The 23848-nt window shown below is 70.6% G+C and carries 22 protein-coding genes; 18 read left to right on the forward strand and 4 right to left on the reverse strand.

Features of this window, described 5'->3' with window-relative positions; all coding sequences use genetic code 11:
* The coding region (locus GKQ77_RS03155; protein ID WP_219687037.1) for a cupin domain-containing protein at positions 1-367 on the reverse strand (367 nt) is incomplete at its 3' end.
* Between the two features lie 102 nt (positions 368-469).
* Between GKQ77_RS03155 and GKQ77_RS03160 the strand changes: the two genes are divergently transcribed.
* Positions 470-1306, forward strand: coding sequence for an NAD(P)H-binding protein (locus GKQ77_RS03160; RefSeq protein WP_219687038.1), 837 nt, complete (start codon positions 470-472; stop codon positions 1304-1306).
* 185 nt (positions 1307-1491) lie between these two features.
* Here GKQ77_RS03160 and GKQ77_RS03165 read toward each other — a convergent pair whose 3' ends face one another.
* The gene (locus tag GKQ77_RS03165) at positions 1492-3699 is read right to left on the reverse strand and encodes an elongation factor G-like protein EF-G2 (protein WP_219687039.1); all 2208 of its coding nucleotides are present in this window, start codon (positions 3697-3699) and stop codon (positions 1492-1494) included.
* A 257-nt stretch (positions 3700-3956) separates the two neighbouring features.
* Here GKQ77_RS03165 and pgsA point away from each other — a divergent pair, with 257 nt between their 5' ends.
* The 15 genes from pgsA (at position 3957) to GKQ77_RS03240 (ending at position 19365) form a co-directional block, all read left to right on the forward strand.
* Positions 3957-4619 carry a phosphatidylinositol phosphate synthase gene (gene pgsA / locus GKQ77_RS03170; RefSeq protein WP_219687041.1) on the forward strand — a complete coding sequence of 221 codons (663 nt, stop codon included), beginning with the start codon at positions 3957-3959 and terminating at the stop codon, positions 4617-4619.
* Complete coding sequence (locus GKQ77_RS03175; RefSeq protein ID WP_219687043.1) at positions 4616-5536, forward strand: phosphatidylinositol mannoside acyltransferase; 921 nt, start codon at positions 4616-4618, stop codon at positions 5534-5536. Before pgsA ends, GKQ77_RS03175 begins: the two co-directional genes overlap by 4 nt.
* The gene (locus GKQ77_RS03180; protein ID WP_219687044.1) at positions 5533-6693 is read left to right on the forward strand and encodes a glycosyltransferase family 4 protein; all 1161 of its coding nucleotides are present in this window, start codon (positions 5533-5535) and stop codon (positions 6691-6693) included. Before GKQ77_RS03175 ends, GKQ77_RS03180 begins: the two co-directional genes overlap by 4 nt.
* A 95-nt stretch (positions 6694-6788) precedes the next feature.
* Positions 6789-7334, forward strand: coding sequence for a hypothetical protein (locus GKQ77_RS03185; protein ID WP_219687046.1), 546 nt, complete (start codon positions 6789-6791; stop codon positions 7332-7334).
* Positions 7335-7491: 157 nt separating this feature from the next.
* Positions 7492-8406: a pyridoxal 5'-phosphate synthase lyase subunit PdxS gene (gene pdxS, locus GKQ77_RS03190; protein ID WP_219687047.1), complete on the forward strand. Its 915-nt coding sequence runs from the start codon at positions 7492-7494 to the stop codon at positions 8404-8406.
* Entirely contained in the window at positions 8406-9011 is a 606-nt protein-coding gene (pdxT, locus tag GKQ77_RS03195) for a pyridoxal 5'-phosphate synthase glutaminase subunit PdxT (RefSeq protein ID WP_219687049.1), read from the forward strand. The genes pdxS and pdxT overlap by 1 nt, the downstream gene beginning before the upstream one ends.
* Before the next feature lie 77 nt (positions 9012-9088).
* Positions 9089-9841 (forward strand): YebC/PmpR family DNA-binding transcriptional regulator, encoded by a 753-nt coding sequence (locus GKQ77_RS03200; protein ID WP_219687051.1) that lies wholly within the window; start codon positions 9089-9091, stop codon positions 9839-9841.
* A 123-nt stretch (positions 9842-9964) separates the two neighbouring features.
* The gene (gene ruvC / locus GKQ77_RS03205; RefSeq protein WP_219687085.1) at positions 9965-10564 is read left to right on the forward strand and encodes a crossover junction endodeoxyribonuclease RuvC; all 600 of its coding nucleotides are present in this window, start codon (positions 9965-9967) and stop codon (positions 10562-10564) included.
* Positions 10561-11172 carry a Holliday junction branch migration protein RuvA gene (gene ruvA, locus GKQ77_RS03210; protein ID WP_219687053.1) on the forward strand — a complete coding sequence of 204 codons (612 nt, stop codon included), beginning with the start codon at positions 10561-10563 and terminating at the stop codon, positions 11170-11172. The genes ruvC and ruvA overlap by 4 nt, the downstream gene beginning before the upstream one ends.
* 59 nt (positions 11173-11231) lie before the next feature.
* A complete protein-coding gene (ruvB, locus tag GKQ77_RS03215) occupies positions 11232-12311 on the forward strand; it encodes a Holliday junction branch migration DNA helicase RuvB (RefSeq protein ID WP_219687055.1) in 1080 nt (359 codons plus the stop codon).
* A gap of 199 nt (positions 12312-12510) precedes the next feature.
* The gene (gene yajC, locus GKQ77_RS03220) at positions 12511-12972 is read left to right on the forward strand and encodes a preprotein translocase subunit YajC (protein ID WP_125511581.1); all 462 of its coding nucleotides are present in this window, start codon (positions 12511-12513) and stop codon (positions 12970-12972) included.
* Positions 12973-13137: 165 nt separating this feature from the next.
* Positions 13138-14934 (forward strand): protein translocase subunit SecD, encoded by a 1797-nt coding sequence (gene secD, locus GKQ77_RS03225; RefSeq protein ID WP_219687057.1) that lies wholly within the window; start codon positions 13138-13140, stop codon positions 14932-14934.
* A gap of 1 nt (position 14935) precedes the next feature.
* Entirely contained in the window at positions 14936-16063 is a 1128-nt protein-coding gene (gene secF, locus GKQ77_RS03230) for a protein translocase subunit SecF (RefSeq protein WP_219687059.1), read from the forward strand.
* Complete coding sequence (locus tag GKQ77_RS03235) at positions 16060-16608, forward strand: adenine phosphoribosyltransferase (RefSeq protein ID WP_219687061.1); 549 nt, start codon at positions 16060-16062, stop codon at positions 16606-16608. Before secF ends, GKQ77_RS03235 begins: the two co-directional genes overlap by 4 nt.
* A 216-nt stretch (positions 16609-16824) precedes the next feature.
* Complete coding sequence (locus GKQ77_RS03240) at positions 16825-19365, forward strand: RelA/SpoT family protein (RefSeq protein WP_219687063.1); 2541 nt, start codon at positions 16825-16827, stop codon at positions 19363-19365.
* A 67-nt stretch (positions 19366-19432) separates the two neighbouring features.
* On the opposite strand, the gene GKQ77_RS03245 is transcribed toward GKQ77_RS03240, so the two are convergent.
* Together GKQ77_RS03245 and GKQ77_RS03250 are read right to left on the reverse strand one after the other, a co-directional pair.
* Positions 19433-20665 carry a DUF349 domain-containing protein gene (locus GKQ77_RS03245; protein WP_219687064.1) on the reverse strand — a complete coding sequence of 411 codons (1233 nt, stop codon included), beginning with the start codon at positions 20663-20665 and terminating at the stop codon, positions 19433-19435.
* Between the two features lie 134 nt (positions 20666-20799).
* Entirely contained in the window at positions 20800-21624 is an 825-nt protein-coding gene (locus GKQ77_RS03250) for a peptidylprolyl isomerase (protein WP_219687066.1), read from the reverse strand.
* Positions 21625-21822: 198 nt separating this feature from the next.
* On the opposite strand from GKQ77_RS03250, the gene GKQ77_RS03255 reads away from it, so the two are divergent.
* Positions 21823-22536 carry an MBL fold metallo-hydrolase gene (locus GKQ77_RS03255; protein WP_219687068.1) on the forward strand — a complete coding sequence of 238 codons (714 nt, stop codon included), beginning with the start codon at positions 21823-21825 and terminating at the stop codon, positions 22534-22536.
* 13 nt (positions 22537-22549) lie between these two features.
* Entirely contained in the window at positions 22550-23812 is a 1263-nt protein-coding gene (gene hisS / locus GKQ77_RS03260; RefSeq protein WP_219687070.1) for a histidine--tRNA ligase, read from the forward strand.
* Positions 23813-23848 lie beyond the last annotated feature (36 nt).

Below are 23848 nucleotides of genomic sequence, written 5' to 3' on the forward strand. Positions count from 1 at the left end.
GTCCTACACCGATGTCCCCGGCAAAGCGATAAGCCCCGCAAAGGAATCCCGACGCTCGCGGATCGCGTTCGGCCTCGTCAGAGGCGTGCGCAACCCGGAAATCCTCCGGCAAGACGCAATGCGCCCCTGGTTCGTGGGCGATGAAGTGGTCAGGCCCACCGCGAACCAGCGCCAAGTCTCCCGGCCTGAGTTCAACGGGGTCGCCCTCGCCATCGAGCCACAGCCACGCATGCCCCTGAATCACCGCGTGAACGGCCAACTGAATCGTCCCCGGCAGCCGAAGCCCCCAAGGTGCGACTGCGATGGATCGCGCGAACACGCCGCCAGCAGCGCGGGCGCGCACCAGATGCTCTTGCAATATGTCCATGTTGTGAGCGTATCACGCAAATTATTGAGTGCATAGATTATTGATGCTCTCATTCGATACGCCTAAAGTCACTTCATCGACCCACCTACCGGAAACCCCGACATGAATAACCTTAGCGATCACCTCACCCTGGTGCTCGGCGCCACCGGCAAGACCGGCCGCCGCGTGGTGGCCCACCTGCGCGCGGCGGGCCACACCGTGCGCGCCGCGTCCCGTACGGCGGAGACCCCCTTCGACTGGACCGACCGCTCCACCTGGGCCCCCGTCCTGGACGGCGTCGGCGCCCTCTACCTCGTCGGCCCGCCCGACCCCGAGCCGATCGCCGACTTCGTCGCGCAGGCGAAGGCGGCGGGCGTACGCCGCTTCGTGGTCCTCTCCGGCCGGGGCATCGAGGTCTACGGCTCCTCATTCGAACCGTCCATGGCGGAGGCCGAGCGCGTGGTGCGCGAGGCGGGCGTGGACTGGACGGTGATCCGCCCGAACAACTTCTCGCAGAACTTCGACGAGGACGTCTTCCACGCACCCCTGCTCGAAGGCCGCCTGGCGCTGCCGGTCGGCGACGTGCCGGAGCCGTTCGTCGACGTGGAGGACATCGCGGAGGTGGCCGCCGCCCTGCTCACCGAGGACGGGCACACGGGCCGTACCTATGAACTCTCCGGGCCGCGCTCGCTGACCTTCGCCGAAGCGGTGGCGGAGATGGCGGAGGCGTCGGAGCGGCCGATGCGGTTCGAGGACGTCACGGAGGAGGCCTACGTGGCCGAACTGGCCGGGCGTGGCGTGCCCGAGGACGCCGCCCGTTCCCTGGCGGAGGTGCTCGCCTTCCTCGCCGGGGGCCACAACTCCGCTCCGGTCCCCGGCGTCCGCGAGGTGCTCGGCCGCGAGGCCCGCGACTTCACGGAGTACGCGAAGAGGGCCGCGGCGGCGGGCGCCTGGGGCTAGGGCCTGTCCGGCGGATCATGCCGCGGGACGCGGGGTGTGGCACCCCGATCTGCGGCGTTGTCGTCGGTTGTCAACGCTCCGCGTTGCCGCCCTCCTCCGCCTTGCATCTCGACGCACCACACCCCGCTCACCCGCACCTGAAAGGTGGCCGCCACCCGAACGCGACCTGATCCGCCGGACAGGCCCTAGGAGGCGGCCCGCGCCTGTTCGCGCACGCGCTCCGACAACTGCGGGGGCATCGGCTCATGCCGGGCGTATGCGCGGCTGAAGCGTCCGGTGCCCTGGGAGAGGGACCGCAGGTCCACCGCGTACCGGCCGATCTCGATCTCGGGGACCTCGGCCCGTACGAGCGTGCGTCCGCCGGGCGCCTGCTCGGTGCCGACCACCCGGCCGCGGCGGCCCGACAGATCGCTCATCACCGCGCCGACATGGTCGTCGCCGACCAGCACCCGCACCTCCGCGACCGGTTCGAGCAGGTGGATCCCGGCCCCGGCCGCCGCCTCGCGCAGCGCGAGCGCGCCCGCCGTCTGGAACGCGGCGTCGGAGGAGTCCACCGAGTGCGCCTTGCCGTCCAGAAGCGTGACGCGTACGTCGACGAGCGTGTACCCGGCCGCGACGCCCTTGGCCGCCTGCGCCCGCACGCCCTTCTCGACGGAGGGAATGAACTGGCGGGGGATCGCGCCGCCGACCACCTTGTCGACGAACTCGATGCCGCTGCCGCCGGGCAGCGGCTCCACCTCGATCTCGCAGATCGCGTACTGGCCGTGCCCGCCGGACTGCTTCACATGGCGCCCGCGCCCCACCGACCTGCCCGCGAACGTCTCCCGCAGGGACACCCGGTGCGCCACGACGTCGACCTGGACGCCGTACCGATTGCGCAGCCGCTCCAGGGCCACGTCGGCGTGTGCCTCGCCCAGGCACCACAGGACCACCTGGTGGGTGTCCTGGTTCTGTTCGAGCCGCATCGTCGGGTCCTCGGCCACCAGGCGCGCGAGGCCTTGCGAGAGTTTGTCCTCGTCCGCCTTGCTGTGCGCCTGGATGGCGAGCGGCAGCAGCGGGTCGGGCATGTCCCAGGGCTCCATCAGGAGCGGGTCGTCCTTGGCCGAAAGGGTGTCGCCGGTCTCCGCGCGGTGCAGCTTGGCCACGCACGCGATGTCGCCCGCCACGCACCGGCTGAGGGTGCGCTGCTGCTTGCCGAAGGGGGAGGACAGGGCGCCGACGCGCTCGTCGACGTCGTGATCCTCGTGGCCGCGGTCCGCGAGGCCGTGCCCGGAGACGTGCACCGTCTCGTCGGGGCGCAGGGTGCCGGAGAAGACGCGTACGAGCGAGATCCGGCCGACATAGGGGTCGGAGGCGGTCTTGACGACCTCGGCGGCCAGGGGCCCGTCCGGGTCGCAGGAGAGCGCGGGCCTCGCCTTGCCGCCCGGCGTCGTCACGGCCGGCGCGGGGTGTTCGAGCGGGGTGGGGAAGCCGCCCGTGATCAGCTCGAGGAGCTCGACGGTGCCGATGCCCTGGCGGGCGCCCTCCGCGGCCGGGGCGGCGGCGAGCACGGGGTGGAAGATGCCGCGCGCGACGGCCCGCTCCAGGTCGTCCACGAGCGTCTTGAAGTCGATGTCCTCGCCGCTGAGATAGCGGTCCATCAGGGACTCGTCCTCGCTCTCGGCGATGATCCCCTCGATCAGTTTGTCGCGGGCCTCCGCGATCAGCGGCAGCTGGTCCTCGCCCGGCTCGGACTCCTTGCGCTCGCCCGACGCGTAGTCGTAGACCCGCCGGGAGAGCAGCCCGATCAGGCCGGTCACCGGCGCGTGCCCGTCCGGGCCCTGCTCGCCGTGGAGCGGCAGATACAGCGGCAGTACGGCGTCCGGATCGTCGGCGCCGAACGCCTCGGCGCAGTTGCGCGTCATCACGGTGAAGTCCGCGCGGGCCGACTCCAGGTGCGTGACCACGATGGCCCGCGGCATGCCCACCGCCGCGCACTCCTCCCACACCATGCGGGTCGCGCCGGTGACGCCCTCGGCGCCCTCCGCCGCCGAGACGACGAAGAGGGCCGCGTCCGCGGCGCGCAGACCGGCCCTCAGCTCCCCGACGAAGTCGGCGTATCCGGGGGTGTCCAGAAGATTCACCTTGATGCCGCCCCATTCGAGGGGCACCAGGGACAGCTGCACCGAGCGCTGCTGCCGGTGCTCGATCTCGTCGTAGTCGGAGACGGCCGTGCCGTCCTCGACGCGGCCCGCGCGGTTCACCGCCCCCGCGGTCAGCGCGAGCGCCTCCACGAGGGTCGTCTTGCCCGATCCGCTGTGGCCGACCAGCACCACATTCCGTACGGACGCGGGGTGGTCGGCCGTCACTGCCCTGCCGGCGGCTCCGGGGTGTGCGTTCGCCTTGTCGCCCATGCCTTGCCTCCCGGTCACGTGCGCGGTGAGGAGGCTCAGCCCCCTCGGGGATGCTGGCTGCTGCGGACGCGCTGGGGCCCGGTGCGGGGCTGCTCCGACGGCGCCCGTGGTGCTTTCGAGCTTTCCACTCGGGTCACGGTGCGTCCATACGTCGTACGCGATCGTGAGGGGGCGAGCCGGTGCGTCAGGGGCGTGACTACGATGGGTCGGCCGGTGGCCAACGGGGCCACGCGGCGCACCGACCCCTCGGGAAGGCCATGCTGAACAAGTACGCGCGTGCATTCTTCACGCGTGTCCTCACACCGTTCGCCGCGTTTCTCATCCGCCGCGGGGTCAGCCCCGACGCGGTCACCTTCATCGGCACGGCCGGTGTGGTGGCGGGAGCGCTGGTCTTCTTCCCGCGTGGCGAGTTCTTCTGGGGCACGATCGTCATCACGCTGTTCGTCTTCTCGGACCTCATCGACGGCAACATGGCCCGCCAGCTCGGCCGCTCCAGCCGCTGGGGCGCCTTCCTGGACTCCACGCTCGACCGGGTGGCCGACAGCGCGATCTTCGGCGGCCTCGCCCTGTGGTACGCCGGATCCGGCGGCGACAACATCCTCTGTGCCGTCTCCATCTTCTGTCTGGCGAGCGGCCAGGTCGTCTCGTACACCAAGGCGCGCGGCGAGGCGATCGGCCTGCCCGTGGCCGTCAACGGCCTGGTGGAGCGCGCCGAGCGGCTGGTGATCTCGCTGGTCGCCGCGGGCCTCGCCGGGCTGCACAAGTTCGGCGTCCCGGGCATCGACGTCCTGCTCCCCATCGCCCTGTGGATCGTCGCGATCGGCAGCCTCGTCACCCTCGTGCAGCGCGTCGTGACCGTGCGCCGCGAGGCCGCCGAGGCCGACGCCGCCCCGGGCCAGGAGAGTGAGACGGCGCAGTGAGGGACCAACTCACCGACGCGCTGTACGGTCTCGGCTGGAGCACCGTCAAGAAGCTTCCCGAGCCGGTCGCCCAGCGGCTCGGCACGACCATCGCCGACGCGGTCTGGAAGCGCCGGGGCAAGGGCGTGCTGCGCCTGGAGTCCAACCTCGCGCGCGTGGTGCCCGACGCCTCTCCGGAGAGGCTCGCCCAGCTGTCCAGGGCGGGCATGCGGTCGTACCTGCGCTACTGGATGGAGTCCTTCCGGCTGCCCTCCTGGAGCCGGGAGCGCATCAGGGACGGCGTCGACGTCGAGGGGCAGCACCACCTCACCGACGGACTCGCCGCCGGCAAGGGCGTCATCGTCGCCCTGCCGCACCTCGGCAACTGGGACCTCGCGGGCGCCTGGGTCACCACCAAGCTGGAGATCCCCTTCACGACCGTCGCCGAGCGCCTCAAGCCCGAGACGCTCTTCGACCGCTTCGTCGCCTACCGCGAGAGCCTCGGCATGGAGGTCCTGCCGCACACCGGCGGCGCCGCCTTCGGCACGCTGGCCCGGCGGCTGCGCGCGGGCGGTCTGATCTGCCTGGTCGCCGACCGCGACCTGTCGGCCTCCGGCGTCGAGGTGAAGTTCTTCGGGGACAGTGCCCGGATGCCCGCAGGCCCCGCCATGCTGGCCCAGCACACCGGCGCGGCGTTGCTGCCCGTGACGCTCTGGTACGACGGCACGCCCGTCATGAAGGGCCGCATCCACCCGCCTGTCGACGTCCCCGAGACAGGTACCCGCGCCGAGAAGACGTCTGTCATGACGCAGGCGCTGGCAGACGCCTTCGCCACCGGCATCGCCGACCACCCGGAGGACTGGCACATGCTCCAGCGACTGTGGCTCGCCGACCTGGAGCCCCGCCCCGGCGGCCCCGCGGCGGGGGAGCCCTCGTGAAGATCGGCATCGTCTGCCCGTACTCCTGGGACGTGCCGGGCGGCGTCCAGTTCCACATCCGCGATCTGGCGGAGCACCTGATCCGCCTCGGACACGAGGTCTCCGTCCTGGCCCCGGCCGACGACGAGACCCCGCTCCCGCCGTACGTCGTCTCGGCGGGCCGGGCCGTCCCCGTGCCGTACAACGGCTCGGTCGCGCGCCTCAACTTCGGCTTCCTGTCGGCCGCCCGGGTCCGCCGCTGGCTGCACGACGGCACCTTCGACGTCATCCACATCCACGAGCCGACCTCGCCGTCGCTCGGGCTGCTCGCGTGCTGGGCGGCGCAGGGGCCGATCGTCGCGACCTTCCACACGTCCAATCCGCGCTCCCGGGCCATGGTCGCCGCCTACCCGATCCTGCAGCCCGCCCTGGAGAAGATCAGCGCCCGTATCGCCGTGAGCGAGTACGCGCGCCGCACCTTCGTGGAGCACCTGGGCGGCGACGCGGTCGTCATCCCCAACGGCGTCGACGTCGACTTCTTCGCCAAGGCCGAGCCCAAGCCCGAGTGGCAGGGCGAGACCATCGGCTTCATCGGCCGCATCGACGAGCCCCGCAAGGGCCTGCCGGTCCTGATGAAGGCGCTGCCGCAGATCTTCGCCGAGCGGCCGGACGCGCGCCTGCTGGTCGCCGGACGCGGCGACGAGGACGAGGCGGTGGCCACGCTCCCGGCCGAACTGCGCCCCCGGGTGGAGTTCCTGGGCATGGTCAGCGACGAGGACAAGGCGCGGCTGCTGCGCAGTGTCGACCTGTACGTCGCCCCGAACACCGGCGGCGAGAGCTTCGGGATCATCCTCGTCGAGGCGATGTCCGCCGGCGCGCCCGTGCTCGCCAGCGACCTCGACGCCTTCGCCCAGGTCCTCGACCAGGGCGCGGCGGGCGACCTGTTCGGCAACGAGGACGCCGACTCCCTCGCCAAGGCGGCGGTGCGCCTCCTCGCCGACCCCGAGCGCCGCGAGGGCCTGAGGGAGCGCGGCAGCGCGCATGTGCGGCGCTTCGACTGGTCGACCGTCGGCGCGGACATCCTCGCGGTGTACGAGACGGTGACGGACGGCGCGGCCTCCGTCGCGGAGGACGAACGGTCGGGTCTTCGGGCGCGGTTCGGCCTTACGCGCACCTGACGGTCCGTTTGCGGAGGGGCGCCCTGAGCCGTGCCGGGACGCCTTGGGGTGCCCGGTGGTGAACCGGCGGCCGCGGGGCGACTAGCCTGAAATCCGTGACCTCCACCCTGATCTGGATCGCGGTAGCCCTCTTCGCGATCGGCCTCTACCTGAGCTGGACCGCCGGACGGCTCGACCGGCTGCACGCCCGGATCGACGCCGCCCGTGCCGCCCTCGACGCGCAACTGCTGCGCCGCGCCTCGGTCGCCCAGGAGCTGGCCACCTCGGGGGTGCTCGATCCCGCCGCCTCGATCGTGCTCTACGAGGCGGCCCACGCGGCCCGGCAGGCGGAGGAGGAGCAGCGCGAGGTCGCCGAGAGCGAGCTGAGCCAGGCGCTGCGGGCGATCTTCGGTGAGATCCAGCAGGTCGAGGCGGTGCGCGAGGCCCCCGGCGGCGACGAGGCGGCCACCGAACTGGCCGCGGCCGTGCGCCGGGTGCCGATGGCCCGCCGCTTCCACAACGACTCCGTACGCGCCGCCCGCGCCCTGCGCAGGCACCGCAAGGTCCGCTGGTTCCGTCTCGCGGGGCACGCGCCCTTCCCGATGGCGTTCGAGATGGACGACGAGCCGCCGGTGGCGCTGGCCGACCGCGCGGGCGCATAGCGCCTCGGTGCCGTGAACTGCCTGGTCAGCGCGGCACCGGCCGACCGCGTCCCGGAAAAATGAGCCACCGGTCAACCATTGGCCCTTGCTGTGGCCTGGTGTTCGAGAGTTACCTCGGAGTCGCAGAAACTTCTCTTCAGCGAGTGAGGTCAACCCCGTGTCCAGCACCCCCTCCAGCAGCAACCAGACGCCCGAGACCGGCACCGCGCGCGTGAAGCGCGGCATGGCCGAGCAGCTCAAGGGCGGCGTGATCATGGACGTCGTCAACGCCGAGCAGGCGAAGATCGCCGAGGACGCCGGTGCCGTCGCCGTCATGGCGCTGGAGCGGGTGCCCGCCGACATCCGCAAGGACGGCGGCGTGGCGCGGATGTCCGACCCGAACATGATCGAAGAGATCATCGAGGCCGTCTCCATCCCGGTCATGGCCAAGTCCCGCATCGGCCACTTCGTCGAGGCCCAGGTGCTGCAGTCCCTCGGCGTCGACTACATCGACGAGTCCGAGGTGCTCACCCCGGCCGACGAGGTCAACCACAGCGACAAGTTCGCCTTCACGACCCCGTTCGTGTGCGGCGCCACCAACCTGGGCGAGGCCCTGCGCCGCATCGCCGAGGGCGCGGCCATGATCCGCTCCAAGGGCGAGGCCGGCACCGGCAACGTCGTCGAGGCCGTCCGCCACCTGCGCCAGATCAAGAACGAGATCGCCCGCCTGCGCGGCTTCGACAACAACGAGCTGTACGCCGCCGCCAAGGACCTGCGCGCCCCCTACGAGCTGGTCAAGGAGACCGCCGAGCTGGGCAAGCTGCCCGTCGTGCTCTTCTCCGCCGGTGGCGTCGCCACCCCGGCCGACGCCGCCTTGATGCGCCAGCTCGGCGCCGAGGGCGTCTTCGTCGGCTCCGGCATCTTCAAGTCCGGCGACCCGGCCAAGCGCGCCGCCGCCATCGTGAAGGCCACCACCTTCTACGACGACCCGAAGATCATCGCCGACGCCTCCCGCAACCTCGGTGAGGCCATGGTCGGCATCAACTGCGACACCCTGCCCGAGACCGAGCGCTACGCGAACCGAGGCTGGTAATGACCACTCCCGTAGTGGGCGTCCTCGCCCTTCAGGGGGACGTACGGGAGCACCTGATCGCCCTGGCCTCGGCTGACGCCCTGGCCAGGCCGGTCCGGCGCCCCGAAGAGCTGGCCGAGGTCGACGGCCTGGTCATCCCCGGCGGCGAGTCCACCACCATCTCCAAGCTGGCGACCCTCTTCGGCGTCATGGAGCCCCTTCGCGCGCGCGTGCGTGACGGCATGCCGGTCTACGGCACCTGCGCGGGCATGATCATGCTCGCCGACAAGATCCTCGACCCGCGCTCGGGCCAGGAGACGGTGGGCGGCATCGACATGATCGTGCGCCGCAACGCCTTCGGACGCCAGAACGAGTCCTTCGAGGCGGCCGTCGACGTCAAGGGCGTCGAGGGCGCCCCGGTCGAGGGTGTCTTCATCCGGGCGCCGTGGGTCGAGTCGGTCGGCGCGCAGGTGGAGGTGGTCGCCGAGCACGAGGGCCACATCGTCGCCGTGCGCCAGGGCAACGCGCTCGCCACGTCCTTCCACCCCGAGCTGACCGGAGACCACCGCGTCCACGCTCTGTTCGTGGAGATGGCGCGGGGTAACACGCGCGCGGGATCCTTGTAGGATCTCCGGGGATCCCCGGAGCCTTGCGTCTGGGAGAGTTCGTACTGGTTGTTGGGTAACGCGAAGGAGACAGGCAGATGTCCGGCCACTCTAAATGGGCTACGACGAAGCACAAGAAGGCCGTGATCGACGCCAAGCGCGGCAAGCTCTTCGCGAAGATGATCAAGAACATCGAGGTCGCGGCCCGCACGGGCGGCGCCGACGTGTCCGGTAACCCGACGCTCTTCGACGCCATCCAGAAGGCCAAGAAGAGCTCGGTCCCGAACAAGAACATCGACTCCGCGGTCAAGCGCGGCGCCGGTCTCGAAGCCGGTGGCGCCGACTACGAGACGATCATGTACGAGGGTTACGGCCCGAACGGCGTCGCGGTGCTCATCGAGTGCCTCACCGACAACCGCAACCGCGCCGCGTCCGACGTCCGCGTCGCCATGACGCGCAACGGCGGCTCGATGGCCGACCCGGGCTCCGTCTCCTACCTCTTCCACCGCAAGGGCGTCGTGATCGTCCCCAAGGGCGAGCTGACCGAGGACGACGTGCTCGGCGCGGTCCTTGACGCGGGCGCCGAGGAGGTCAACGACCTCGGTGAGACCTTCGAGGTGCTCAGCGAGGCCACCGACCTGGTCGCGGTCCGCACCGCCCTCCAGGACGCCGGCATCGACTACGACTCGGCCGACGCCAACTTCGTCCCGACCATGCAGGTCGAGCTGGACGAGGACGGCGCCCGGAAGATCTTCAAGCTCATCGACGCCCTTGAGGACAGCGACGACGTGCAGAACGTCTTCGCCAACTTCGACGTCTCCGACGAGGTCATGGCCAAGGTGGACGCCTGACACACGCGGATGTGACGCGTATGCGACGACGGGCCGACGGGGACACGCCCCTGTCGGCCCGTCGCGTTGTCAGTGCGAGCCGATAGCCTGCACAAACAGGTGAGCGAAGAAGTGGGGGCTGTCGTGCGGGTGCTGGGGGTCGACCCGGGGCTGACCCGGTGCGGTGTGGGGGTCGTCGACGGAGTCGCCGGACGCCCTCTGACCATGCGCGGCGTCGGTGTCGTACGGACCCCGGCCGACGCCGAGCTGGGGCTGCGGCTTGTCGCCATCGAGCAGGGCATCGAGCAGTGGCTCGACGAGCACGACCCCGAAGTCCTCGCCGTGGAGCGGGTGTTCAGCCAGCACAACGTCCGTACGGTCATGGGTACCGCCCAGGCCAGCGCCGTCGCCATGCTCTGCGCCTCGCGCCGCGGCATCCCCGTCGCCCTGCACACCCCGAGCGAGGTCAAGGCCGCCGTCACCGGCAGCGGCCGCGCCGACAAGGCCCAGGTCGGGGCGATGGTCACCCGCCTCCTGCGGCTCGACGCACCGCCGAAACCCGCCGACGCGGCGGACGCTCTGGCCCTCGCCATCTGCCACATCTGGCGCGCGCCCGCGCAGAACCGCCTGCAACAGGCCGTTGCCCAGAACCGGCTCCAGCAGGCCGCGGCCCAGCACGCCGCAAGGACCCTCACAGCCCAGAAAGCAGCCCAGCAAGCAGCCCAGAAAGGCCGTACCGCATGATCGCCTTCGTCAGCGGCCCCGTCGCCGCCCTCGCCCCCGATGCCGCGGTGGTCGAGGTCGGCGGCATCGGCATGGCCGTCCAGTGCACACCGAACACCCTCTCCACGCTCCGGGTGGGCCAGCAGGCCAAGCTCGCCACCTCCCTGGTCGTGCGCGAGGACTCCCTGACCCTGTACGGCTTCGCGGACGACGACGAGCGGCAGACCTTCGAGCTGCTGCAGACCGCGAGCGGCGTCGGCCCGCGCCTGGCCCAGGCCATGCTCGCCGTGCACAGCCCCGACGCCCTGCGCCGCGCCGTCTCCACCGGCGACGAGAAGGCGCTGACCGCCGTCCCCGGCATCGGCAAGAAGGGCGCCCAGAAGCTCCTCCTGGAGTACAAGGACCGGCTCGGCGAACCGCTGGGCACCGGCGGCTCCGCCATCGGCAGGGCCGTCACCTCCGGCTGGCGCGACCAGCTGCACGCCGCCCTGATCGGCCTCGGGTACGCCACGCGCGAGGCCGACGAGGCCGTCGCCGCCGTCACCCCGCAGGCCGAGGCCACCGAGGGCACGCCCCAGGTCGGACAGCTCCTCAAGGCCGCGCTCCAGACCCTGAACCGCACTCGCTAGCCCCCTCCGTACGCACCCGCAGGCCACCCCCCCCCGAAACGCATCGCGAGGCACACCGCATGAACTGGGACGACACCACCGACGAAGCTGCCGCCGCGGCCGAGCGGCTGGTGGGCTCCGTCGCCGACGGCGAGGACCAGGCCGTCGAGGCCGCCCTGCGCCCCAAGGACCTCGGCGAGTTCATCGGCCAGGAGAAGGTCCGCGAGCAGCTCGACCTCGTCCTGCGGGCCGCCCGCGCGCGCGGCGCCACCGCCGACCATGTCCTGCTCTCCGGCGCCCCCGGCCTCGGCAAGACGACCCTCTCGATGATCATCGCCGCCGAGATGGGCGCCCCGATCCGCATCACCAGCGGGCCCGCCATCCAGCACGCGGGCGACCTCGCCGCGATCCTCTCCTCCCTCCAGGAGGGCGAGGTCCTCTTCCTCGACGAGATCCACCGCATGTCGCGGCCCGCCGAGGAGATGCTTTACATGGCGATGGAGGACTTCCGCGTCGACGTCATCGTCGGCAAGGGCCCCGGCGCCACCGCCATCCCCCTCGAACTGCCGCCCTTCACCCTCGTCGGCGCCACCACGCGCGCGGGCCTGCTGCCCCCGCCGCTGCGCGACCGCTTCGGCTTCACCGCGCACATGGAGTTCTACGAACCCGCGGAGCTGGAGCGGGTCGTCCACCGCTCCGCCCAGCTGCTCGACGTGGAGATCGACCCGGCCGGCGCCGCCGAGATCGCGGGCCGCTCGCGCGGCACGCCCCGTATCGCCAACCGCCTGCTGCGCCGCGTGCGGGACTACGCCCAGGTCAAGGCCGACGGCGTGATCGACCGAGCCATCGCGGGCGCGGCCCTCGCGGTCTACGAGGTCGACGACCGGGGCCTCGACCGCCTCGACCGCGCCGTCCTCGAGGCCCTGCTCAAGCTGTTCGGTGGCGGCCCCGTCGGCCTTTCCACCCTCGCGGTCGCGGTGGGGGAGGAGCGCGAGACCGTCGAGGAGGTCGCCGAGCCCTTCCTCGTACGCGAGGGGCTGCTCGCCCGCACCCCGCGCGGCCGCGTCGCGACGCCCGCCGCCTGGGCGCACCTGGGCCTTACGCCGCCGCCCCGGCCGGGCGGAGGCGGAAAGGGACAGCAGGATCTGTTCGGGGCGTGACAGTGGCGCGAGAGCGCACCGCGAGCGGGGCAGAACGGCGCGGATAGTCGCTTGCCCAGGAACTGCGGTGCCATGCTGAGCGTTGTTCGTTAGGTGCGGACTCGCTTAGACTCCGCCGACGCCGCCTTTGCGGGCGGCGTGCCCACCCCCATCCATCAGGCCGCTTACCCCCGCGGTCGTGCGAAGGAAACTCCGTCCCGTGAATATCGTGACCCTCCTCCCGTTCATCGTGCTCATCGGGGCCATGTTCCTGATGACCCGGTCTGCGAAGAAGAAGCAGCAGGCCGCCGCGCAGATGCGTAACGAGATGCAGCCCGGCACCGGCATCCGCACGATCGGGGGCATGTACGCCACCGTCAAGGAGGTCCACGACGACGCCGTCCTCCTTGAGGTGGCCCCCGGTGTCCACGCGGTTTACGCGAAGAACGCGATCGGCGCCGTTCTCGCCGACGACGAGTACAACCGCATCGTGCACGGCACCGAGGCCGACCTGAACGAGGACGCCCCCGTCGTGCCGGACGACGCCTCCTCCCTGACCGAGACCGACGAGCCCGCCGACGCTTCCGACGACTCGCGCATCGACCTCGGCAAGAAGGACGCGGCCGCCGAGGCCGACGACGCGCAGCCGAAGAAGACCGACGGCGAGTCCGACGCGAAGTAGTCACGACCGGGGCCCGTGGGGCGCGCCGCTCGCGCACCACGGGCCCCGGACCACGTGCATTTCGCGCCGAATCTCGACACCACTTCATGGCCGCCCGCCCGGAACCTCCCCGCACCGTTCGGGGCCGGACCGGATGCCGGGCGGTTGGACAGGGAGAACGAGAAGGTGGCAGCACCGAAGAAGGGCCGAAGGCAGAGCGCACCGGGCAAGCCGGGCCGCGCACTGGCCTTCATCCTGATCGCCCTCGTGGCGCTGACCGGGGGAATGTTCCTTTCCGGACACACCACACCGCGCCTGGGCATCGACCTCGCGGGTGGTACGAGCATCACGCTCGAGGCGAGGAACGAGCCGGGCCAGAAGAACGCGATCAACCCGACCAACATGAACACGGCCGTTGACATCATCAACAACCGTGTCAACGGCCTCGGTGTCTCCGAGGCCGAGGTCCAGACCCAGGGCGATCGCAACATCATCGTCAACATCCCCAAGGGGACGAACGAGAAGCAGGCGCGCGAGCAGGTCGGCACGACCGCTCAGCTCTACTTCCGTCCGGTGATCACTCAGGCCGCCGGCGCGCCGGTTCCCGAGCCGTCCGCCAGCTCCTCGTCCGGGACGGACAAGGAGAAGGACAAGGACAAGGCCACCGACAAGGCGGCCGACAAGGCCACGGACAAGGCCACCGACAAGGACGAGGCGAACTCCCCGTCCTCCTCCGCGTCGCCCCAGGGCCGTGCCGTTAGTGAGGCCCTGAAGGCCGACCCGACCCCGTCCGCGACGGACAAGGCCAAGGACGACGGGAAGAAGGACGAGAAGCCCTCGCCCACGCCGTCCACCGACCCGGCCACGGCCAAGCTCCAGGAGCAGTTCACCAAGCTGGACTGCACGGACAAGAAGGCCCGCGCGGCGGCCGGCAAGGGCGTCAAGCCGTCCGACCCCACCGTCGCGTGCGGCAAGAGCCCCGACGGCAAGACGTGGGACAAGTTCATCCTTGCCCCGGCCGAGGTCAACGGCAAGGACGTCGACGAGGCGCAGGCGACCATCAACCAGCAGACCGGTGCCTGGGTCGTCAACATGGAGTTCACCAAGAGCGGCGGCAAGAAGTTCGCGAAGACGACGGGCAAGCTCTCGCAGCAGCAGTCCCCGCAGAACCAGTTCGCGATCGTCCTGGACGGCGAGGTCGTCTCGGCCCCCAGCGTCAACACGACGCTGACCACGAACGCCGAGATCTCCGGCAGCTTCAACCAGGACTCCGCCAAGGACCTGGCGAACATCCTGTCGTACGGCGCCCTGCCGCTCACCTTCCACGAGCAGAGCGTCACCACGGTCAGCCCGGCCCTCGGCGGCGAGCAGCTGAAGGCAGGCCTGATCGCGGGCGCCATCGGTCTCGCGCTCGTCGTCATCTACCTGGTGGTCTACTACCGCGGCCTGTCGCTCATCGCCATCGCGAGCCTCCTGGTCTCCGCGGCGCTGACGTACGCGATCATGACGCTGCTCGGCCCGACCATCAACTTCGCGCTGAACCTCCCCGCGGTGTGCGGTGCGATCGTCGCGATCGGCATCACGGCGGACTCGTTCATCGTCTTCTTCGAACGCGTCCGTGACGAGGTCCGCGAGGGACGTACGCTGCGTCCCGCCGTCGAGCGGGCCTGGCCGCGCGCCCGGCGCACGATCCTCGTCTCCGACTTCGTCTCCTTCCTCGCCGCCGCGGTGCTCTTCGTCGTCACGGTCGGCAAGGTGCAGGGCTTCGCGTTCACGCTCGGTCTGACCACCCTGCTCGACGTCGTCGTGGTCTTCTTCTTCACCAAGCCGCTGATGACGCTCATGGCACGCAAGAAGTTCTTCGCGAGCGGCCACAAGTGGTCGGGCTTCGACCCGAAGCGGCTCGGCATCAAGCCCCCGATCCGCCGGACACGCCGCACCACCGGCTCCTCCGTTGGCCCTGTCGACCCGAAGGAGGCGTGAGATGTCGAAGCTCGGCGATCTCGGCGCCAGGCTCTACCACGGCGAGGTCGGCTACGACTTCGTCGGCAAGCGCAAGATCTGGTACGCCGTCTCGATACTGATCACCATCACGGCCATCGTGGGCCTCGCGGTGCGCGGCCTGAACATGGGCATCGAGTTCGAGGGCGGCGCCGTCTTCAACACCCCGAAGACGAGCGTCTCGGTCACGCGGGCCGAGGAGGCCGCGGAGAAGGCCTCCGGCCACGACGCGATCGTCCAGAAGCTGGGCGACGACGCGATGCGCATCCAGATCGCGGGTGTGGACATCGACAAGGCCGACCAGATCAAGGCGGCGCTGGCCAAGGACCTCGACGTCAAGGCCGCGGACATCAACGCCGACCTGGTGGGCCCCAGTTGGGGCGAACAGGTCGCCAACAAGGCCTGGCAGGGCCTGGCGATCTTCATGATTCTCGTGGTGATCTACCTGGCCATCGCCTTCGAATGGCGCATGGCGCTGGCGGCACTGATCGCGCTCATCCACGACATCACCATCACCGTCGGTGTGTACGCGCTGGTCGGCTTCGAGGTCACGCCCGGCACGGTGATCGGTCTGCTGACCATCCTCGGTTACTCGCTCTACGACACGGTCGTGGTCTTCGACAGCTTGAAGGAGCAGTCGAAGGACCTCACCAAGCAGACCCGCTTCACCTACAGCGAGGTCGCCAACCGCAGCATCAACGGCACCCTGGTGCGCTCCATCAACACCACGGTCGTCGCGCTGCTCCCGGTGGCGGGCCTGCTGTTCATCGGCGGCGGTGTCCTGGGCGCCGGCATGCTCAACGACATCTCGCTGTCGCTGTTCGTCGGCCTCGCGGCCGGTGCGTACTCCTCGATCTTCATCGCCACGCCGCTCGTCGCCGACTTCAAGGAGCGCGAGCCGCAGCTGAAGGCCCTGAAGAAGCGGGTGCTCGCCAAGCGCGCGTCGGCCGCGGCCAGGGGGGACTCGGTGGAGGACGGTGACTTCCGTGGGGAGGACGAGCCGCGGGGCAGCGTTCCCGACGACGAGGCCACACCGGCCGTCGTCGGCCCGCGGGCCCAGCCGGCCTCGCGCAGCCGCGGCAAGGGCAGGCCGTCGGGGAAGCGCCGATGACCGAGGTCGCAGACGTCTCCGAGCTGCTGCTCAGCCACATCCGTGACGTCCCGGACCATCCAAAGCCGGGGGTGATGTTCAAGGACATCACACCGCTGCTGGCCGACCCGGCCGCGTTCGCGGCGCTCACGGACACGCTGGCCGCCCTCAGCACGCGGCACGGCGCCACGAAGATCGTCGGCCTTGAGGCCCGCGGCTTCATCCTCGGCGCCCCGGTCGCGATCCGCGCCGGGCTCGGCTTCATCCCCGTACGCAAGGCGGGCAAGCTCCCCGGAGCGACGCTGCGCCAGAGCTACGACCTGGAGTACGGCAGCGCCGAGATCGAGGTGCACGCCGAGGACCTGGCGGCGGGCGACCGCGTCATGGTCATCGACGACGTCCTCGCCACCGGCGGCACCGCCGCGGCCTCGGTGGACCTGATCCGGCGCTCGGGCGCCCAGGTGGCCGGTGTCGCGGTCCTCATGGAGCTGGGCTTCCTCGACGGCAGGCAGAAGCTGGAGCGCGCTCTGGAGGGGGCGCCGCTGGAGGCGCTGATCACCGTCTGAGAGGGCGCGCGGGACACGGCGACGGGCGCTCCGGCACAGGCCGGGGCGCCCGTCGCCGTCTTCCCGGCACGTGGGGGGGGAATCGACGCGCCGCCCCTCGCGTTTCTCCAGTACAGAGCTGTCTCACCGGCCGAAGGCGAGCCGACGGCCCAGGATCGATACCATGGGTTCTTCGGGGCCTGACCGGGGGACCCCGATCGCGCACAGGGAGCGCTCTTGCCAGACGAGTCCCAGCCACTCACCGCCGCCAAGGCCGCCCAGGCGGGCAAGGAGGCCTCGGCGGGCTCCGCCGCGCCCGCGAAGAAGGCGGCGGGCCCCCAGGGCGGCACCTCCGCGCAGCGCGCTCAGGGCGAGGTCTCCCGGGGTGACAAACCGGCCGAGCAGCCCCGCCCGAAGCCGGCCGCGGACCACCACCCGACGGCTCCCGCGATCCGCCCCGCCACGGGCGCGCCCGCGCGCTCCGGCTCCTCCAACCGCGTGCGGGCCCGGCTCGCCCGGCTCGGCGTGCAGCGTTCGAACCCGTACAACCCGGTCCTCGAGCCCCTGCTGCGGATAGTGCGCAGCAACGACCCGAAGATCGAGACGTCCACGCTCCGCCAGATCGAGCGGGCCTACCAGGTCGCCGAGCGCTGGCACCGCGGCCAGAAGCGCAAGAGCGGCGACCCGTACATCACGCACCCGCTCGCCGTGACGACCATCCTCGCCGAGCTGGGCATGGATCCGGCCACCTTGATGGCCGGTCTCCTGCACGACACCGTCGAGGACACCGAGTACGGCCTGGACACCCTCAAGCGCGACTTCGGCGACCAGGTCGCCCTGCTCGTCGACGGCGTCACCAAGCTCGACAAGGTCAAGTTCGGCGAGGCCGCGCAGGCCGAGACCGTGCGCAAGATGGTCGTCGCCATGGCCAAGGACCCCCGCGTCCTGGTCATCAAGCTCGCCGACCGCCTGCACAACATGCGCACGATGCGCTATCTCAAGCGCGAGAAGCAGGAGAAGAAGGCGCGCGAGACCCTGGAGATCTACGCGCCGCTCGCCCACCGCCTGGGCATGAACACCATCAAGTGGGAGCTGGAGGACCTCGCCTTCGCGATCCTCTACCCCAAGATGTACGACGAGATCGTGCGGCTGGTCGCCGAGCGCGCCCCCAAGCGCGACGAGTACCTCGCCATAGTGACCGACGAGGTCCAGGCGGACCTGCGCGCCGCCCGCATCAAGGCGACCGTCACCGGCCGCCCGAAGCACTACTACAGCGTCTACCAGAAGATGATCGTCCGCGGCCGTGACTTCGCGGAGATCTACGACCTGGTGGGAATTCGTGTACTTGTCGACACCGTCCGCGACTGCTACGCGGCGCTCGGCACGGTCCACGCGCGATGGAACCCGGTCCCCGGCCGGTTCAAGGACTACATCGCGATGCCGAAGTTCAACATGTACCAGTCGCTGCACACGACGGTCATCGGCCCCAACGGCAAGCCCGTCGAGCTGCAGATCCGCACCTTCGACATGCACCGCCGCGCCGAGTACGGCATCGCCGCCCACTGGAAGTACAAGCAGGAGGCCGTCGCCGGCGCCTCGAAGGTCCGTACCGACGTGCCGCGGAAGGCCGGCGGCAAGGACGACCACCTCAACGACATGGCGTGGCTGCGCCAGCTCCTCGACTGGCAGAAGGAGACCGAGGACCCCAGCGAGTTCCTGGAGTCGCTGCGCTTCGACCTGTCGCGCAACGAGGTCTTCGTGTTCACGCCGAAGGGCGACGTCATAGCGCTCCCGGCGGGCGCCACCCCCGTCGACTTCTCGTACGCGGTCCACACCGAGGTCGGCCACCGCACCATAGGGGCGCGGGTCAACGGCAGGCTCGTACCGCTCGAATCGACCCTGGACAACGGCGACCTGGTGGAGGTCTTCACCTCCAAGGCCGCGGGCGCGGGCCCCTCCCGCGACTGGCTCGGCTTCGTCAAGTCGCCGCGGGCGCGCAACAAGATCCGTGCGTGGTTCTCCAAGGAGCGCCGCGACGAGGCCATCGAGCAGGGCAAGGACGCCATCGCGCGCGCCATGCGCAAGCAGAACCTGCCGATCCAGCGAATCCTCACCGGCGACTCCCTGGTCACGCTCGCGCACGAGATGCGCTACCCCGACATCTCCTCGCTGTACGCGGCGATCGGCGAGGGACACGTCACCGCGCAGTCCGTCGTGCAGAAGCTCGTCCAGGCCCTCGGCGGCGAGGAGGCCGCCAACGAGGACATCGCCGAGAGCGCGCCGCCCTCGCGCGGCCGCAGCAAGCGCCGCTCGAACGCCGATCCGGGCGTGGTCGTCAAGGGCGTCGAGGACGTGTGGGTCAAGCTGGCCCGCTGCTGCACGCCCGTCCCCGGGGACCCCATCATCGGCTTCGTCACGCGCGGCAGCGGCGTCTCGGTGCACCGCAGCGACTGTGTGAACGTCGACTCGCTCTCGCGTGAGCCCGAGCGGATCCTGGAGGTCGAGTGGGCGCCCACGCAGTCGTCGGTCTTCCTGGTCGCCATCCAGGTCGAGGCCCTGGACCGTTCGCGCCTGCTCTCCGATGTCACGCGCATCCTCTCGGACCAGCACGTGAACATCCTGTCGGCCGCGGTGCAGACCTCGCGCGACCGCGTCGCCACCTCCCGCTTCACCTTCGAGATGGGCGACCCCAAGCACCTGGGCCACGTGCTCAAGGCCGTCAGGGGAGTCGAGGGCGTGTACGACGTGTACCGGGTCACCTCGGCGCGCAGGCCCTGACTCCTGTCGGACATGGGTCCGCCCCCGGCGCAGAAGCGCCGGGGGCGGACCCATGCCGTGCGGGCTGTCAGCCGCCGAACTCGTGCAGACCCTTGAGAGCCTGGTCGAGAAGCGCCTGACGGCCGTCCAGCTCCCGCTGGAGCTTGTCGGCCTTGGCCGTGTTGCCCGCGGCGCGCGCCTTCTCGATCTGCTCCGTCAGCTTGTCCACCGCCGCCTGCAGCTGCCCCGTCAGACCCTCGGCACGCGCGCGTGCCTCCGGGTTCGTGCGGCGCCACTCGGCTTCCTCGGACTCCTGGAGCGCCCGCTCCACGGCCTGCATACGGCCCTCGACCTTGGGGCGCGCGTCACGCGGGACGTGGCCGATGGCCTCCCAGCGTTCGTTGATGGAGCGGAACGCGGCACGAGCCGCCTTCAGGTCCGTCACCGGCACGAGCTTCTCGGCCTCGTCGGCCAGCTCCTCCTTGAGCTTCAGGTTCTCGCCCTGCTCGGCGTCGCGCTCGGCGAAGACCGCGCTGCGCGCCGCGAAGAAGACGTCCTGCGCGCCGCGGAAGCGGTTCCACAGGTCGTCCTCGTGCTCGCGCTGGGCGCGGCCCGCCGCCTTCCACTCCGTCATCAGCTCGCGGTACCGCGCGGCCGTCGGGCCCCAGTCCGTCGAGCTGGACAGCGCCTCTGCCTCGGCGACCAGCTTCTCCTTGGCCTTGCGAGCCTCCTCGCGCTGCGCGTCCAGCGAGGCGAAGTGCGCCTTGCGGCGCTTGGAGAACGCCGAGCGGGCGTGCGAGAAGCGGTGCCACAGCTCGTCATCCGACTTGCGGTCCAGGCGCGGCAGACCCTTCCAGATGTCCACCAGGGCCCGCAGCCGCTCACCGGCCGCCCGCCACTGCTCGCTCTGGGCCAGCTCCTCGGCCTCGACGACCAGGGCCTCCTTGGCCTGCCGCGCCTCGTCGGACTGCTTGGCCTTCTGGGCCTTGCGCTCCTCGCGGCGGGCCTCGACGGTCTCCACCAGCTTGTCGAGCCGCTTGCTCAGGGCGTCCAGATCGCCGACCGCGTGCGCCTCGTCGACCTGCTGGCGCAGGTGATCGACGGCGGTCAGCGCGTCCTTGGCCGACAGATCGGTCGTCTTCACCCGGCGCTCGAGAAGTCCGATCTCGACGACCAGACCGTCGTACTTGCGCTCGAAGTAGGCAAGGGCCTCGTCAGGAGAACCTGCCTGCCACGAACCGACCACTCGCTCGCCGCCGTCGGCCGTACGCACGTACACGGTCCCCGTCTCGTCGACGCGGCCCCACGGGTCGCTGCTCACAGCGCCTCCTCCACATGATGCCTGCGCAGGGCCTCGGGGCCCCCGGCATCGTCCACAGTTTCGTCACCGCCAACATAGGCGACCGGCGGGGCGGCTGTCCGCATCCCGCACGACCGAAGTTTGCCTGGCGGGGCTCAGGATCGGGTCACGGTCGCCTTGTCGATGACGACGGTCGCGTTCGGGGCGCCGTCGCCCTGCCCGGTGCTCTCCCCGGCCGCGGCGATCTTCTTGAGCACCTTCATCCCGGAATCGGAAATGGTCCCGAACGGTGTGTAGTCGGGCGGGAGCTGACTGTCCTGGTAGACGAGGAAGAACTGGCTGCCGCCGGTGTCGCGGCCCTGCTTCTTCTGGGCGTTGTACTGGTTCGCCATGGCGACCGTGCCCGCCGGATACACGTTCCCCTTAAGGCGCTTGTCCTTGAGGTTCTCGTCCGGGATCGAGTAGCCGGGCCCGCCCTCACCGGTGCCCTTCGGGTCGCCGCACTGCAGGACGTAGATGCCGCCCGCGGTGAGGCGGTGGCACTTGGTGTGGTCCAGGTAGCCCTTGTTCACCAGGAAGTTGAAGGAGTTGACGGTGCGCGGGGCCTTCGCCGCGTCCAGGTCGAGTGCGATGTCACCGCACGTCGTCTTCAGGTTCATCGTGTAGTCGGCCGACTTGTCGATGTCGAGCGCGGGCTCCTTCTTGAAGCTCAGCGGCTTCACCTTGCCGGGCGCCGCCTTCTCGCACGGGTCCTTCGGCGTGCTGGTGGGCCGCGCGCTCGCCTCGTCGTCCGTCGAGCCGTCGCCGTCGAAGGCGCCCGCCGCGTACGACACCGCGCCGCCCGCCACCACCACCGCGAGCGCCCCCGCGATCACGCCGTTGCGCAGACGGGCCCTGCGCCGCGCCGCCTCCCGCCGCTGCTGCTGACGCTCGAACTTCTCCCGGGCGAGCTGCCGCCGCCGCTGATCGTTGCTGACCACCGGGTTCTCTCCCCTTTTCTCGTCTTCCTGGTTCCCTGGGGCCCCAGTTTCCCCCGGCCCGCTTCCGGGGCCGCCTGAATGTGCCCCGTACCGTATATGGGTTACCTGTGGAATCGGCAGCGCCGGTAGGCTCTGAACTGCCGCGATCCCCCGCCGGGGAGTGCGGCCCTCCCGCCGGACGACGAACGAAGGACGATCGTGCTCATTGCCGGGTTCCCCGCCGGGGCCTGGGGCACCAACTGCTATCTGGTCGCCCCCGCCGCAGGCGAGGAGTGCGTGATCATCGACCCGGGCCACCAGGCCGCCCAGGGAGTCGAGGACGCACTCAAGAAGCATCGGCTCAAGCCCGTCGCCGTCATCCTCACCCACGGCCACATCGACCACGTCGCCTCGGTCGTCCCGGTCTGCGGGGCGCACGACGTGCCCGCGTGGATCCACCCCTCCGACCGGTACATGATGAGCGACCCCGAGAAGGCCCTCGGCCGCTCCATCGGGATGCCGCTCATGGGCGAGCTGACGGTGGGTGAGCCCGACGACATGCGGGAGCTGACCGACGGCGCCGCGCTGAAGCTGGCCGGCCTCGACTTCTCCGTCGCGCACGCGCCGGGCCATACGAAGGGGTCGGTGACCTTCCAGATGCCCGAGACGGCCGAGATTCCCTCGGTCTTCTTCTCGGGCGATCTGCTCTTCGCCGGCTCCATCGGACGCACCGACCTGCCCGGCGGCAGCCACCCCGAGATCCTTGAGTCGCTGGCCCGCGTGTGCCTGCCGCTCGACGACTCGACCGTGGTGCTGTCCGGCCACGGCCCCCAGACATCCATCGGCCAGGAGCGCGCCACCAACCCGTACTTGCGGCAGGTGGCCTCCGGCCTGGGCGCGGACCCCATGTCCGCCCCGCGACGAGGAATGTGACGAGAGAACACCCGTGAGCACCTTCAAGGCCCCCAAGGGCACCTACGACCTGCTTCCGCCCGACTCCGCGAAGTACCTCGCGGTGCGCGAGGCGATCGCCGCGCCGCTGCGCGACTCCGGCTACGGCTACATCGAGACGCCCGGTTTTGAAAGCGTCGAGCTGTTCGCGCGCGGTGTCGGTGAGTCCACCGACATCGTCACCAAGGAGATGTACGCCTTCGAGACCAAGGGCGGCGACAAGCTCGCGCTGCGCCCCGAAGGCACCGCCTCCGTGCTGCGCGCCGCGCTGGAGGGCAGCCTCCACAAGGCGGGCAACCTCCCCGTCAAGCTCTGGTACTCCGGCTCGTACTACCGCTACGAGCGCCCCCAGAAGGGCCGCTACAGGCACTTCTCCCAGGTGGGCGCCGAGGCGATCGGCGCCGAGGACCCGGCGCTCGACGCCGAGCTGATCATCCTCGCCGACCAGGCGTACCGCGCGCTCGGCCTGCGGAACTTCCGCATCCTGCTCAACTCGCTGGGCGACAAGGAGTGCCGTCCCGTCTACCGGGCCGCGCTCCAGGAGTTCCTGCGCGCCCTCGACCTGGACGAGGAGACACGTCGACGTATCGACATCAACCCGCTCCGGGTCCTCGACGACAAGCGCGCCGACGTCCAGAAGCAGCTGGTGGGCGCCCCGTCGCTGCGCGAGTACCTGTGCGACGCGTGCAAGGACTACCACGAGCAGGTCCGCGAGCTGATCACGGCGGCGGGCGTCGCCTTCGAGGACGACGAGAAGCTGGTCCGCGGCCTGGACTACTACACCCGTACGACCTTCGAGTTCGTCCACGACGGCCTGGGCTCGCAGTCCGCGGTCGGCGGCGGCGGCCGCTACGACGGCCTGTCCGAGATGATCGGCGGCCCCTCGCTGCCCTCGGTCGGCTGGGCGCTCGGCGTGGACCGCACGGTGCTCGCCCTGGAGGCGGAGGGCGTCCAGCTCGAACTGCCCTCGCTCACCAGCGTCTTCGCGGTGCCGCTCGGCGACGAGGCGCGCCGCGTGCTCTTCGCCAAGGTGACGGAGTTGCGCAGGGCCGGGGTCGCGGCCGACTTCAGTTACGGCGGCAAGGGCCTCAAGGGCGCGATGAAGAACGCCAACCGCAGCGGCGCGCGGTTCACCGTCGTCGCCGGTGAGCGGGACCTCGCCGAGGGCGTCGTACAGCTCAAGGACATGGAGTCCGGCGAGCAGGAGGCCATCGCGGTGGACGAGATCGTCGCCGTACTGAAGGACAGGCTCGCGTAAGCCGCGCGCGCCCCTCGTGCCTGTGTGTCCAACGGC

Source organism: Streptomyces anatolicus, from assembly GCF_019400875.1.
In the GTDB taxonomy this organism is placed as follows: Bacteria; Actinomycetota; Actinomycetes; order Streptomycetales; family Streptomycetaceae; genus Streptomyces; species Streptomyces anatolicus.

Coding starts and splice junctions, on each gene's coding strand:
- GKQ77_RS03165 (WP_219687039.1), bottom strand. CDS start 3,699: ATGGGCGACAAGGCGAACGCACACCCCGGAGCCGCCGGCAGGGCAGTG.
- ruvA (WP_219687053.1), top strand. CDS start 10,561: ATGATCGCCTTCGTCAGCGGCCCCGTCGCCGCCCTCGCCCCCGATGCC.
- pgsA (WP_219687041.1), top strand. CDS start 3,957: ATGCTGAACAAGTACGCGCGTGCATTCTTCACGCGTGTCCTCACACCG.
- pdxT (WP_219687049.1), top strand. CDS start 8,406: ATGACCACTCCCGTAGTGGGCGTCCTCGCCCTTCAGGGGGACGTACGG.
- ruvB (WP_219687055.1), top strand. CDS start 11,232: ATGAACTGGGACGACACCACCGACGAAGCTGCCGCCGCGGCCGAGCGG.
- GKQ77_RS03200 (WP_219687051.1), top strand. CDS start 9,089: ATGTCCGGCCACTCTAAATGGGCTACGACGAAGCACAAGAAGGCCGTG.
- GKQ77_RS03235 (WP_219687061.1), top strand. CDS start 16,060: ATGACCGAGGTCGCAGACGTCTCCGAGCTGCTGCTCAGCCACATCCGT.
- secF (WP_219687059.1), top strand. CDS start 14,936: ATGTCGAAGCTCGGCGATCTCGGCGCCAGGCTCTACCACGGCGAGGTC.
- GKQ77_RS03160 (WP_219687038.1), top strand. CDS start 470: ATGAATAACCTTAGCGATCACCTCACCCTGGTGCTCGGCGCCACCGGC.